This window comes from Simiduia litorea (genome assembly GCF_042853465.1).
GTDB lineage: Bacteria > Pseudomonadota > Gammaproteobacteria > Pseudomonadales > Cellvibrionaceae > Simiduia > Simiduia litorea.
The window spans coordinates 102,105-115,283 of sequence record NZ_AP031497.1; the positions used below are offsets into that span (position 1 = coordinate 102,105).

Below are 13,179 nucleotides of genomic sequence, written 5' to 3' on the forward strand. Positions count from 1 at the left end.
GCCTTTTTTGTTGAAGCCGCTTGCCGTTATGTCTACACCATAGCCACCAGCTCAGGGTTGGGCTCTGGTTTAGAAAGATGATTTGCATAATTGCTTAGCGTCTTAATGGTGACAATTAATATCAGGTCATACACATTGCGTTTGCTGAAACCTGCGGCATAAAAAGCGCTAAGTTGCTCATCTTTGAGCCAGCCGCGTTGATCGACGATGGCCTTCACCAAGTCGACTAACGCTTTATCCTTTGCGTCTTCAATGGCCGCCCCTTGGGTGATGGCCGTTATGGTTTGTGCCTTAGCCTTATGCATTTTTGCAAAGGCGCGATGTGCTACGGTGCAGAAATCACACTGGTTATAGACACTCACTGCGAGCAAAGCGACTTGTTGTTGGGGCGCGCTTAAGTCAGTTTTATCGAGCAGGTCGGTCAGGTAGGCGTAGGCGTCAATGGTGTAGGGCGCCTCAGCCATGTAACCGAATAAATTTGGCACAAAGCCGTACTTAGCTTTGACGCCAGTCAGGGTGCTTTTTGCATCGCCTTCGGCTGTTTCCGGGGTATAGAGGGTAAATGTGTTCATGTCGCTCTCCTGTAACTTAAGGGGTTGCGCGTGCTAGAGGCTGGCTATTTGCAGCTCTCTATACATTCGCGCTCTTGCAGGAGGGAATTTACGCCCTATAATTCGGACTATGAATGCTTATTAAGTCAGTTATCTTGCTATAACGTACATTATGCACCCCTTTTGTGATTTTATTCGCCTGTTGAGGCTAAACGTCAGCATTTACCATAACGCCAAGGTATGCGGCGCTTGGCATTTAAAGGCGCATAACCTCGGCGCCACCTGTTTTCATATCGTCACGCTAGGTGAGTGCTTACTCTCGATACCGGGCCACTTAGAGAAAACCGTATTAAAAGCCGGGGATTTAGTGATTTTTCCACGCGAATTTGCCCATGCCATGGAGCCAATTAGGGTGGATGAAATGACTAGCCGTGTGCCTCAATGCCATGTCGCCTATGGCGATAGCCGTTTGGGCACGGGGCTCTTGTGCGGTGAGGTCAGGCTGTTTCACCTGTATCGCGATCAATTATTGGATGCCTTGCCAGCCTATTTACTGATACGAAATGATGAGCGCGCGCCCTGGCTAGCTGCTTTAACGGGTTTGATTGTGGCCGAGAGCCAGCGGACAGACACAGCGCCACCGGTTATCAGTAGCGTTGTGATCGATCGGTTATCGGAGCTGTTGTTCACCTATGCTCTGCGTGATCATCTGAGCCAGACCGAACAACCGCTAGGCTTTTTAGGGTTATACGCACACCCGCAATTGAGTAAGGCCATTGCGGCGGTACACGCTAACCCCGCTTATCGCTGGGGCTTGGAGAGTCTTGCACAGTTGAGTGGTATGTCGCGTACCCGCTTTGCCGAGCACTTTAAGGCGGTGAGTGGTTGGACGTTGAATCAATATCTGACTTGGTGGCGTATGCAGCTGGCCTGGGAGCAGCTACATGCGGGGCAGAAAGTGCAGGTGGTTGCAGAGGCTGTGGGTTATCAATCGGAGGCTGCTTTCTCTCGCGTGTTCAGCAAGCAGTTTGGCGTGTCGGCGGGGCAGGTGCGGCGCGGTGAGGTTGTTGTTGCATAAGTTGCCTTTTGCGCAGGCCTGCCTTAGTGTGGCCTTTCAAGCAGGCAGCGCGAGCTAGTGCTGCGCTGTAGGACCCTTTTTAGCTTTATATGTTAAGGAACTATCATGAGTGACGCTCCAGCGCCGGGCACTAAATTCTCTGCTCATCCCGCCATGTTTAAGGCGAGGCCTTTTACGTTTATTTTGTGCGTTTTGTTATGTGCAGTAGGCATAGGTATTTTGATACTGATGGTGTGGTATGTGAAGTGTAAGTCCACCAAGCTGGAAATAATCGACAATGAAGTGGTGCTTGAGCGCGGGCTGATGAGTAAAGAGCGTATTGAGCTAGGCATCGCTAGTGTTCGCTCGGTGCGTGTTTACCAGAGTTTCTTAAATCGCATAACTGGCGTTGGAAAAATAACGGTATTTACCGCGGGCGATAACCCTGAATTTGAAGTTGACGGTATTCCAGAGCCGAACAAATTCCGCGAGTTAACCTGATAGGCGCATATTGTTATGACATCAGATACGAAAGATAAAAATGAAGCTAGAAAATTACTCATTTTTATTGTCATTATGCTTTTTGCTGTTGCTGCAGCGCTATTTTTTATGGTGCCGATGATCAGTGACTTTGTGCAAACAGAATTGGAGCCGGGTGTTGGTGTTAAGCAATCTGCAATTATTTCCTTTTTCATAACTGTTATCACCCTCGCGTTTTTTGCTATTACCGCAGGCGATGGCTTGCTCGGCGAACTGCAATTTATGCTGGCGGGTTTTTTTGCGTTCTTCGGCGTGCTGTGGTTTTTAATTGCTTGGGTTTTTTAGCGGCCGATGATGGCCGTTAGGCTTCGCCGGTTACGCTAGCGAAAGTTACAACTCATACTCGAGCTCTGTCGCGGTTAACAAGTTATCTCTTCAGTAATAACGCCTCTTTTAGCGTGCCTTAAGGGCGAGGGCTTTGGCATCTTTTTGCAGTGTAATGAAAGGACTTTGTGCTAACGCATCGACGATGTGGCCACGCAGCCATCGGTTAGCTGGGTCTAGGTCTTTACGCTGGTGCCAATACAAATGTAATTCCAGCAGTGGCACGTCGAAGGGGATCGGTTGAAACGCCAACGCGAGGGTTTGCGATAACATCTTTGCCATGCCCGATGGCATTACCGTAAGGTAATTACTTTGCAAGAGAAGTTGTGCGGCGCTGTAATAGCTTTGACAGCGAGCCACCACGTTGCGTCTTAAACCAGAACGCGCTAGCGCGTGGTCCACTAGCTCACCACCCGACGCCAACAAGGTGACTAAAATTTGTGGTTCAGCCAGATAACTTTCCAGAGAAATGTTGCGTTGCAGGCGGTCGTGCTTGGCGCGTCCAACGACCGACAGTGATTCCCTAAATAGGCAGGTGTGAAAAATCTGTTCAGAAACGGGTTGCAGTGCCTCAATAGAAAGATCGAGTTTGTCATCTACCAGTAGTTCTCCGGTGATGAGACTAGGGTGGTGCTGATGGCAGGACAGGGTAAGTTGAGGTGCCAGATGAGTCAGTTTAGGTAGTAAGGCCGGGAGCAGTGCGGATTCGATCGCATCTCTCACCCCTAGGCGAAATTCTTGTTGCAGCTGCGCTGGCGTAAAGTGGTGGGCATTGTCGACCGATTGCCTGAGGGCTTGAAGACCATTCTTGACCTGATGAATGACTCGCTCAGTCAAAGGGCTGGCTAGCATCTTGTGCCCATGACGGACAAAAAGAGGATCTTGATAGAGGTCGCGCAACCGCGCTAGCGCATGGCTTACCGCCGATTGACTCAAGTGTAAGCGCTCCGCCGCCCGCGTCGTTGTGCCTTCGTCATAGATGGCTTCAAACACCACCATAAGGTTTACATCTAACTTGGCCAAGGTCATACCTCGCTTTAAGTATGTATTATATTCATAGTCTACCAATTATTTAATTCATTTGAATCATTGTGGGTAGCTTCTTAGCATGGGGTGAGCATTATTAGGAACCTTTAAACATGTCTAACATCGCAGCTGAGATCGCCCGCACAACTATCGGTAAGGCCGGCAAGATAGCATTGCCTATGGCCGAATTTGCGTCGAAGGAACTGGAGCGCGAGCACATTAAACAGCGCTTGGCTGGGGCTTTTCGCATCTTTGGTCACCTGGGCTATGACGAGGGTGTCGCAGGTCATATCAGCGCACGCGATCCAGAGCGTAGCGATCATTTTTGGGTCAACCCGGTCGCGCGACACTTTTCGCTGATCACGGCCAGTGACCTTGTGTTAGTGAATCACCAGGGACAAGTTGTTGAGGGTGACAATCTGGTCAATACCGCGGCATTCGCCATCCATTCGCGCTTACATGCGGCTAGGCCAGATGTTAATGCCGTGGCCCATGCGCACTCGCCCCATGGCCGCGCTTTCAGCGCATTAGCTAAGCCCTTGGCGCCTATCTCACAGGACGCCTGCATGTTCTATGAGAACCACGCGCTCTATCGTAACTTTAACGGTGTTGTTGACGATCCTAATGAGGGCGATGAGATAGCGCGGGCGCTGGGGCAAATGCCGGCCGTGATACTGCAAAATCACGGCTTGCTCACCATCGGCGCAAACGTGGATATTGCCTGTGGTCTGTTTATGGCGATGGAAAGTGCATGTCGCTCTCAATTACTCGCCGATGCCGCGGGCACGGCGATTGAAATTGATCATGCAACAGCTGTTAAAACCCGCGAGTACAACGGCACAGAATTAGTTAAATGGGCAAATTTCCAGCCTATGTACCAGCTGATGGTTGCACTAGACGATAGCTTTTTACGTTAATGAAAAAGCGAAGCAAAAAAGGGCTAGCGCATGGGTGAGGGCAGTATCGTGACATTAGTGTTGCCTTACTTGCTCGCCTTGGTGATGGCCGGTATGGGTATGACGTTAAGGCCAGAGGATTTTTTTCGGGTTTGGGAAAACCGTGAAAAAATGGTCGTAATTCTGATTGCGCAATTGGTATTTTTGCCGGTATGTGGTTTGTTGCTACTGCTGTGCTTAAAGGATCAACCTGCACTGGCGCTCGGCCTCGTACTCTTGAGTGCCTGCCCAGGCGGCACTACATCTAATCTTTTTAGTCACTTGGCGCGCGCCAATGTCGCACTTTCAATTAGCTTAACGTCGGTAGCCGGCATTATCACCGTGCTTACCATTCCGCTCTGGGTAAATATTGCACTCTGGTTGCTTGCTGATAGCGGTAGTGGTTGGTCTTTACCATTTGTGGATACACTCCAATCCCTCGTGATTTACACCTTATTGCCCGTGTTAGTGGGCATGCAAATTAAGTGGCATTGGCCCCGTTTTGCTCTCGCTGCTGAAAAACCGTTTAGCCAATTTGCCTTGCTATTTATGGTGCTACTGACGGTGGGGCTGATCCTGTCCCAAGGCGCTGAATTTATCGTCTTTGTTAAACAGGTCGGCGCCTATGTGCTACTGCTCAATACAGCTGCAATTGCTATTGGTGCAGCCGTCGCCTATGCCTATAGATTTGATCGAGCAGATACGGCCACTGCAATTATTGAAGTTGGTATCCAAAATTCGGCGATGGCCATTGTGATTGCAACATCGCTTATTAAATCAGAAGCCGTGGCAGTACCGGCAGCGGTGTACTCGCTGACCATGTATCTATTTGGTTTTGTGGTTGTGTTGTTGCACAAGCACAAGATAAAAGGAGGAGCGGGTCAGTTACCGTGCAGTATCGACTAGCTGTCATTAAACACAGAACAATAAACATGTTTTACAAAAAGCAATACACAATAATAACGAGGTCTGTATGAATACCAGTAGAGCAGAAAAAAACAAGTCCATGTCTTTAGCGCTTTTGGCGGCCGCAATTTCAGCCAGTGCTATGGTGCCAGCGGTGACTGCCCAGGATTTAGTCTTGGAAGAAGTGATAGTTACGGCGCAAAAACGCCCGCAGAGCCTGCAGGATGTTCCTTTGTCGGTGAATGCGTTGGCTGGAGAAAAAATGGCGGACGCAGGCATTACAAATTTAGAAGCCGTATCCGCCTATGTGCCGAACTTTTCAATTAATCAAACTGGCATTAGCACCACAATTAGTATTCGTGGAATTAGCTCGGGTATTAATCAGGGGTTTGAACAATCCGTGGGAATGTATGTTGATGGGATCTACAGTGGCCGCGCACAATTGGCGCGTGCTCCCTTGTTTGATATGGAACGTGTTGAAGTGGTGCGCGGCCCGCAAAGTATTTTATTTGGTAAAAATAGCATTGCAGGTGCCGTGAGTTTAACCACAGCAAAACCGAGCGATGAGTTTGAAGCGTCGGTGACCGCCCTTTATGAGCCTGAGCATGGTGAAAAAGATTTGCGTTTTGTGGTTGCTGGCGGTTTAACGGACAGCGTATCTGGGCGACTCTCGATATTAACGCGGGAGATGGACGGCTGGATGGACAACACTGCTACGGGCGAGTCGGAACCGGCCAGTGATGAGCAGTTATTTCGCGCCCAGCTGCGCTGGGAGGCAACAGATAATCTTGCCGTAGCGGTAAAAGCTGAGCAAAGTCAGTTCGATATTACCGGCCGCAATATCGAAATTATTGGCGATACAGCGAATGAAACGGGGGTTGGGCTTTCGACCGTCTATCCAATATTTTCAGGCGGCGATACCCTCGATGCGAATCAAGATTTCAAGCGTCAGGCCAATGGCGATGTCAGCAACAACGATACCCACAACCTGACAGTGACTATTGACTACAACCTTGATGACTTTCAGATAACATCCATAACGGGCCTAAGCGGTTATGAGTATGATGAATTGTGTGATTGTGAATACTCAGGTCTGAATACGTTTACATTAGGCTTAGATGAAGAATATGAGCAATTGAGTCAAGAGTTGCGCTTGGTATCACCCATCGGTGAAACGCTCGAATACATAGTGGGCGGCTTCTATCAATCAAGCGATTTAAAATTTCACGACGATTTTAATGTGCCTACCACGAGCGCGCTAACGGCCATCAGTTCCGCGCTGGCAGGGTACAACTCTCAGCGTTTCTTTCATCAAGATAGTGAGCTATGGGCTGCATTTGCACAGCTGACGTGGAATATTCAAGACGATGTACGCTTGACCTTAGGCGGCCGCTACACGGGCGAAACTAAATCAGCTGATCGCTATTCGCAAACGTCAACCCAAGCACCAAACCCCGACGTGATTCCGGGTGTATCGCTGTTATCGCTAGCGGAGAATGTTTTGCGGGCCGAACCACACAGCGAAAGTGGCAGTCGAGACGAATCGAGCTTCACACCTCTGGTGACGCTGCAATACGACTACTCGGACAGCACGATGTTATACGCAACTTACACAACGGGGTTTAAGTCGGGCGGTTTCGATGTGCGCTCCAATGCATCAAGTGATGTGAGTGTAGGTTTGCCTTTGTCAGTAACCAGCGCCTTAGGTCAACCAGCAAGTCCGGTGGGGGTGTTTGAATTTGATGAGGAAGAGGCCACCAGTTACGAAGTCGGCGCGAAAATGTCATTGCTCGACGGCGCTGCTGAGTTAAATACAGCGATTTATTATACCGAGTACGACAATTTACAGGTCAGTATTTTCGATGGCGGCCTAGGCTTTAATGTGGGTAACGCCGCCGGCGCGGTGAGTCAGGGGGTCGAGTTAGATGGCCGCTGGCGCGTTGCAGAAAGCCTAACATTGACGGCGGCACTCGCCTATTTGGATTTTGAGTTTACCGACTATGAAAATGGTGAATGCTATTTTCGACAAGCCGAATTTGAACCGGACAGGGTAACCAATGCCGCGTTAGATATGTGTAGCTTTACTGGCAAGCGTCAGGCTTATACGCCAGAAATAACCGCGAGCCTCGGCGGTAACTACCGCTATAGCTTTAGCAATGGATTAGATTTCACTGCTGCAATTGATCTCAATTATTCTGATGAGTATCTAGCTTCTACCTCACTCGACCCGCGATTAACGCAAGACAGCTTCATGAAGCTAAATGCTCGATTGGCTTTAGGTGCAGATAACGATCTGTGGGAACTGGCGTTGGTAGGCAAAAACCTCACCGATGAATCGGTTTTGACCTACGGCGCAGAAGTGCCGACATCGGCAACCTTGGTAGGCGCAGCAACGGGGCAGCAAGGCTTGGCTTATTACGGTTTCTATGATCGCCCTCGCAGCATCGCTTTACAGGCGAGGGTACGCTTTTAAAACCGGAGGCTTAGTCACCTCTCTAATTGGCCCGGCGTAAGCCGGGCATTTTTTTTGAGTTGGACGTTAGTTGTTTAAGTGTCGCTTTACGCTATTAATAATCGTAACGATGGGCTTCAAAAGCTTTTTGGGCTTTTAACCACACGTCGCCAATTTGGCCAGTGCCCACAGCTTTGCCATCCACGCTAATGACGGGAGCCACTTCTTTAGAGGAGCTGGTGATCCACACTTCATCGGCCGCAGCCACTTCTTTCATGGTGACCACGCGCTCTTCGACCTTAATGTCGGTGTGCTTGCGCAAAATATCCAGCAACATTAAGCGGGTGATGCCCGGCAGTATTTGTGTGTCTAACGGCGGCGTGATGACCACGCCATTTTTTACTATAAAGGCATTGCAAGCACTGGCTTCGGTGAGTTCGTTGTTGGCGTTGTACAAGATGGTTTCGTTATTGCCTTCGGCGTAACCTTTTTGGAAGTGCATGACATTGCCAAGTAGTGCCGTTGACTTGATGTGACAGCGGCGCCAGCGCAAATCTTCGGTGGATGAAACTTTGTAGCCTTTGGCTTTGGCCTTATCCGCAACGGGCGGCTCGGCAATTTCGAAGGTGAAAGCAAACAGTGTTGGCTCTACACCTTCTGGGTAGGCATGGTAGCGCTTGGTATCGGCACCGCGGCTAACGTGTAAATAAATCCCTAGATTGCCGTTGCCGTTTTTTGCCATGAGTTGCTCGCACAGATCTTTCCACTGCGCATGATCCCAATTAAAACCAATTTCGATTAACGCCATGCCTTCTTTCATGCGATCGATGTGTGGGCCAAAGCCCACCAGCTTGCCACCGTAAGAAGGGATGACCTCGTAGATGCCATCGCCAAATAAGAAACCGCGATCCAAGGGCGAGATGCGCGCTTGGTCGAGGGGTAAATATTCACCGTTTAAATAGCAGATAGACATAGGAATAATCCTTAATTTTTGGTTTTTAGCTGACAGTTTACAGCTTACAGGACAAGCAAAATGATTCTTGTTTTCTGATCTTTGTGACTGTGAATTGAAAGCAATGTTTAACTTTTCTAATGCAAAACTTTGAGCAGGTTTGTGGGTTTTGACTTTCCTGTAAGCTGCTAACTTAACCCTGTGCGCTTATAAAAACCCCGTCGCCTTACGCAAATCGGCAATCAATTGCAGGCCAATCTCGGGCGCGAGTCCGTCTTCGGTTAGTTCATTTTTACGGGTGACGCCATCCACGCTGTTGCCGGCGGATAGGTATTCCAATATGGCAACCATGTCGATGTGCGCCAGTAAATCTTCTTTTCTGTGCCAACCTAAAAGAGCAATTAAACCGTGAGCGGCCCAGTTGGAAACGTCGGCTATGACCAGTTCGGTGACTTTGGTGGCGGCCGGGACTATGTCGAGTTTAGATAAAAAGTCGAAGACATTGCCCATGCCAATTTCATTGCCGCCATCGCCGATACCAATGGAGGGGCAGTTGGCCAACTCGATAAAGGTATCGAAGCGCGCTGTACCGGCGGAAATATCCTCGCCGCGCATGTTGTGGTAGTGACCGTTTTTCGCAAGCCCTGGGCGTTCAATGGCAATAATGAGCGACGGTTTGAGCTTGTCGAGTGCGGCTAAAACCTTGGCTTCGTGGGCGTTTAAATCTTCCGGTTTACCCACCGAAATTTCATGCACACGGTATTTTTTTGCAAGCTCAGTAGATAGCGGTTTGCCACACACTAACACCGGCGTTAGACCAATGCGCGCCAAGGTATCGTACAGCGCAATGGCGCCCACGGGGCCGTCAGTTTCAAACGTGCCGACAACGGGAAAACCGGTGCCGATGAGTACTGTACCGGTGGCCTGTTGAATCAGTTGCACGGCGCGCTCGCAGTAGCCTACGGTGAGGGCAGGCTGCAAGTCTTTCATGCCGCGTGGGTTGCGTCGCACCAACATATCTTCGATGCTGCGCGACAGCGTTAAAGCGTGATCGGTCATGGTGTGCCTTTTGTGAGCGCTTGTTGTTCGCGCTTGCGTTGTTCGAGTAGAAGTTCGGCTTGCGCTTGGTATATGTCCATCGCTTCAAAGTGTAGATTGCCGCCGGGCATCAGTTGGCCGAGTTTGTATAAATCACCGCTAAATACCGCGCCTAATTTTGGGTAGCCGCCGATGGTTTGGCGATCGTGTAATAACACGATGGGTTGCCCGTCGGCCGGCACTTGTATGGCACCTAAACAAATTCCCTCCGAGACGATGCCACCAATATCGCATTTAATTGCCGGCCCGGTTAAGCGATAACCCATGCGGTTGCACTGGTTGCTCACCTCGTAGCGGTTGCTGAAAAATAACGCCTTTTGCGCGCCACTGAAATGCTTTTCTTGGTAACCCAAAATAACTCGCACTGTGATGCTAGAAGCAAAGGTTGGTTGGGCGTCGAGCGCTAAATACTGGTCGTCTATTGTGTTTGCGGCTTGGCGCAACGGGAGTTGATCGCCGGAAGCTAAGGCTTTGCCATTCAGGCCGCCAATGCCTTCGCGCACCACCGTGGCAGTGCTACCAAATTGTGGTTCGACCTCGAAACCGCCGGCCACAGTTAGGTAGCAGCGCGCGCCGGCCGTGGCAAAACCGAGCTTCAGTTTGTCGCCGGTCTTGACCTTGTGCGTTGCCCAGAGCGATTTACCTTGGCCGTTGATGGTGAGCGGCATATTGGCGCCGGTTACGGCGATGGTTGTATCGGCAAGTGCTAGCAGCTCTAGCCCGCCCACGCTGGTTTCAATCAAGGTGGTGTTGGTGGGGTTCTGACACAGGCGGTTGGCCCAGTAAAAACTGACTTCATCGAGTGGGCCGCCGGTGGTTAAACCTAGGCTGTGTTGGCCGAGACGTCCGGCGTCCATCAGCAGGCTCAAAAAGCCGGGCTGGATAACCTTCAACGCGCTCATCGTTCGCCGCCTAGGGCCAGGTACTCGGCCTCGTCAATGGCATAGAACTGCACGAGATCGCCACTTTGCACTGGCATGGTTGGCGTGGCCGACGGGTTGAACATGGGCGTTGGGCAGCGGCCAATAAGGTTCCAGCCGCCGGGTGATTCGGCCGGGTAAACGGCGGTTTGGCGATCGGCAATGGCAACGGCACCCTTGGGGACTTTGGTGCGAGGGGTGCTCAAGCGCGGCGCTGCAATGCGCTCATCCACCTCGCCGAGGTAGGCAAAGCCGGGCGCAAAGCCGATGGCGTAAACCCGATAGGCGCTGGCGCAGTGAATCTCTATGACCTCGGCAATGCTTAGCTGGGCGCGCTCGGCGAGGTTGGCTAAATCTGGCCCAGCGGCCTCGCTGTAGTAAACCGGCAGGCGCACGATTTGATCGCTGCTCTGGTGGCTTTCGGTGTTTTGAGCGGCACAGGCACGCAGCGTTTGCTTCACCGCCAGCGGATCTGTGGTTAAGGGGTTAAAGACCACCAGCAGCGAGGAATAAGATGGTACCAGGTCAACCAGCCAGGCCGGTGCCGCGCGCTTAACTTGCGCGGTAAGCGCCGCCACTTGGCTGGCGGCTGCTGCGCTGATGTGGTGGGCGAAGTAGACGATAACCGCGTTGCTGCCGGCAATGCAGATGTCTAGCGGTTGTGGCTGGTCGGCAGCCATGGGCTTAGTCATTATCGTCAGTACCCTCTATGCCTGAAGTAGCGCGCGGATGTCGGCGATAGCCGCCACACCTGCCGCGTTGTCGCCGTGTACGCACAGGGTGTCCACCGTTAAGGTGAGTGTGTGCCCGCTCACCGTGGTGATGGTGCCGTGGTTCTTTAGTTGCTGTACCTGCGCTAGCATCTTGTCCTTGCTGTGCACGGCGCCGGGTTTGGTGCGCGATAACAGCTTGCCATCGTCAGCATAACAGCGGTCGGCAAAGGCCTCGAAATACAGTTCAATGCCGCGACGCTCCGCTTCGGCGCGGTGCTCGTCGGCCTGAGGTGTGGCCTGTAGCATTAAGCGCACTGGGCGGTAGTAGCTGGCAACGGCTTCCATCATAGTTTCGCGCACCAGTGGGTTAGCCATCATATCGTTGTATAAAGCGCCATGAGGCTTAACATATTCCACTTGCTGGCCAGTGCTCTGTGCCATGCCATCGAGGGCGGATAATTGATACAACACCAAGGTGCGCATTTCATCGACCGAGCAGTTCATCGAGCGGCGGCCGAAACCCACAAGATCTGGGTAGCTCGGGTGGGCGCCAATCATCACGCGGTTGTCGGCAGCGAGCTTCAAGGTTTTGCTCATGATCAACGGGTCGCCGGCGTGAAAGCCGCAGGCGATATTGGCCTGATCGATATGGGGCATGACTTGCTCGTCCATACCCATGGTCCAAGAGCCGAAGCTCTCGCCTAAATCACAGTTGAGTAGCAATGTCATAGCGCTTCCAAGAGTGTGGCTTGCCGTTACAGAATGGCAAGCTTCGAGTTGGGAATGTCGGTTACCAGCATACAGCCGGGGCTGTGGGTAATACAAAAATCCGGTTTGGCTTGCATGATGGCGGCTTGAGGGGTCACGCCACAGGCGGTAAATACTGGCACTTCTCCCGGTTTGATAGTGACGGCATCGCCATAGTCGGGCTGGTGAATGTGCTTAATACCAATGTCCGAGGGCTCGCCGAAATGCACCGGCGCGCCGTGCACCGAGGGGAAGCGCGAGCATATTTGAATCATGCGAATGGCGTCGGCCGGTACAAAGGGGCGCATGCTCACCACCATGTTGCCGTGGAAGCGGCCAGCGGGTGCGCAGGCGATATGGGTGTTGTACATGGGCACGTTTTTATTTTCGCTGACGTTGCGGATTTTCAGGCCGTCGGCCACCAGTGCTTCCTCGAAAGAAAACGAGCAGCCAATGAGAAAGGTGACCAGATCATCGCGCCAGTGCTGGCTAATATCGGCCACTTCCTCTACCAGTTCACCCTTGCGCCAGATGCGGTAGCGAGGCAAGTCGGTGCGGATGTCGATGCCTTGACCGGCGCCGTCCATCATGGGGTTGCCGGGTGTGTCGCTAACGCTAATCAGTGGGCAGGGCTTAGGATTTTTCTGACAAAACTGCAGAAACTCCATGGCCCAGTCTTTCGGTAAAATCGCCAAATTGCACTGCACGAAACCCGGCGCCTGGCCGGATGTATTGGCGTTGAACTGGTTGCTGCGAATGGCAGCGCGCAGTGCCTGTGGGTCTTTGAAAACTTGAGTCATAAGCCTATTCGTTAATTTGCTGAAACAATTGAAACAGACGCGGTCATCATAGGGTAGAGCCAGTGGCGCCATTCGTACATGACCAGTTTGGGTATTTATCCCGAATAAGGATTTAGCTCATGCGCCGGTGCCGCTATTGGACTTTGCAGGCTTGCCAA

Annotated in this window: 14 protein-coding genes; 6 read left to right on the forward strand and 8 right to left on the reverse strand. The window is 51.5% G+C overall.

The window, feature by feature from the left end:
• Positions 1-32: 32 nt before the first annotated feature.
• The gene (locus ACGHTT_RS00505) at positions 33-572 is read right to left on the reverse strand and encodes a carboxymuconolactone decarboxylase family protein (RefSeq protein WP_390592845.1); all 540 of its coding nucleotides are present in this window, start codon (positions 570-572) and stop codon (positions 33-35) included.
• Between the two features lie 151 nt (positions 573-723).
• On the opposite strand from ACGHTT_RS00505, the gene ACGHTT_RS00510 reads away from it, so the two are divergent.
• The 3 genes from ACGHTT_RS00510 to ACGHTT_RS00520 all read left to right on the forward strand — a co-directional run bounded on the left by ACGHTT_RS00510 (position 724) and on the right by ACGHTT_RS00520 (position 2,433).
• Positions 724-1,629 carry an AraC family transcriptional regulator gene (locus ACGHTT_RS00510; RefSeq protein WP_390592846.1) on the forward strand — a complete coding sequence of 302 codons (906 nt, stop codon included), beginning with the start codon at positions 724-726 and terminating at the stop codon, positions 1,627-1,629.
• A gap of 105 nt (positions 1,630-1,734) precedes the next feature.
• Complete coding sequence (locus ACGHTT_RS00515; RefSeq protein ID WP_390592847.1) at positions 1,735-2,109, forward strand: PH domain-containing protein; 375 nt, start codon at positions 1,735-1,737, stop codon at positions 2,107-2,109.
• 15 nt (positions 2,110-2,124) lie between these two features.
• Positions 2,125-2,433 carry a hypothetical protein gene (locus ACGHTT_RS00520; RefSeq protein WP_390592848.1) on the forward strand — a complete coding sequence of 103 codons (309 nt, stop codon included), beginning with the start codon at positions 2,125-2,127 and terminating at the stop codon, positions 2,431-2,433.
• 108 nt (positions 2,434-2,541) lie between these two features.
• Here the strand turns inward: ACGHTT_RS00520 and ACGHTT_RS00525 are convergent, their stop codons facing one another.
• Positions 2,542-3,501, reverse strand: a complete 960-nt coding sequence (locus ACGHTT_RS00525) for a LysR family transcriptional regulator (RefSeq protein ID WP_390592849.1) — start codon at positions 3,499-3,501, stop codon at positions 2,542-2,544.
• A 110-nt stretch (positions 3,502-3,611) separates the two neighbouring features.
• On the opposite strand from ACGHTT_RS00525, the gene ACGHTT_RS00530 reads away from it, so the two are divergent.
• From ACGHTT_RS00530 to ACGHTT_RS00540, 3 genes are all read left to right on the forward strand, one after another.
• A complete protein-coding gene (locus tag ACGHTT_RS00530) occupies positions 3,612-4,415 on the forward strand; it encodes a class II aldolase/adducin family protein (RefSeq protein WP_390592850.1) in 804 nt (267 codons plus the stop codon).
• Positions 4,416-4,445: 30 nt separating this feature from the next.
• Positions 4,446-5,339, forward strand: a complete 894-nt coding sequence (locus ACGHTT_RS00535; protein WP_390592851.1) for a bile acid:sodium symporter family protein — start codon at positions 4,446-4,448, stop codon at positions 5,337-5,339.
• 67 nt (positions 5,340-5,406) lie between these two features.
• On the forward strand, positions 5,407-7,812 hold the full coding sequence (locus ACGHTT_RS00540) for a TonB-dependent receptor (RefSeq protein ID WP_390592853.1): 2,406 nt from the start codon (positions 5,407-5,409) through the stop codon (positions 7,810-7,812).
• 94 nt (positions 7,813-7,906) lie between these two features.
• Here ACGHTT_RS00540 and ACGHTT_RS00545 read toward each other — a convergent pair whose 3' ends face one another.
• The 6 genes from ACGHTT_RS00545 to ACGHTT_RS00570 all read right to left on the reverse strand — a co-directional run bounded on the left by ACGHTT_RS00545 (position 7,907) and on the right by ACGHTT_RS00570 (position 13,021).
• Positions 7,907-8,764, reverse strand: coding sequence for an aminotransferase class IV (locus ACGHTT_RS00545; RefSeq protein WP_390592855.1), 858 nt, complete (start codon positions 8,762-8,764; stop codon positions 7,907-7,909).
• A 186-nt stretch (positions 8,765-8,950) separates the two neighbouring features.
• Positions 8,951-9,802: a DUF4392 domain-containing protein gene (locus ACGHTT_RS00550; RefSeq protein ID WP_390592857.1), complete on the reverse strand. Its 852-nt coding sequence runs from the start codon at positions 9,800-9,802 to the stop codon at positions 8,951-8,953.
• Positions 9,799-10,743: a biotin-dependent carboxyltransferase family protein gene (locus ACGHTT_RS00555; protein WP_390592859.1), complete on the reverse strand. Its 945-nt coding sequence runs from the start codon at positions 10,741-10,743 to the stop codon at positions 9,799-9,801. The genes ACGHTT_RS00550 and ACGHTT_RS00555 overlap by 4 nt, the downstream gene beginning before the upstream one ends.
• On the reverse strand, positions 10,740-11,453 hold the full coding sequence (pxpB, locus tag ACGHTT_RS00560; RefSeq protein WP_390592860.1) for a 5-oxoprolinase subunit PxpB: 714 nt from the start codon (positions 11,451-11,453) through the stop codon (positions 10,740-10,742). The genes ACGHTT_RS00555 and pxpB overlap by 4 nt, the downstream gene beginning before the upstream one ends.
• Positions 11,454-11,468: 15 nt before the next feature.
• Complete coding sequence (locus tag ACGHTT_RS00565) at positions 11,469-12,203, reverse strand: 5-oxoprolinase subunit PxpA (protein WP_390592862.1); 735 nt, start codon at positions 12,201-12,203, stop codon at positions 11,469-11,471.
• Between the two features lie 26 nt (positions 12,204-12,229).
• Positions 12,230-13,021, reverse strand: a complete 792-nt coding sequence (locus ACGHTT_RS00570; RefSeq protein WP_390592864.1) for a putative hydro-lyase — start codon at positions 13,019-13,021, stop codon at positions 12,230-12,232.
• Positions 13,022-13,179 lie beyond the last annotated feature (158 nt).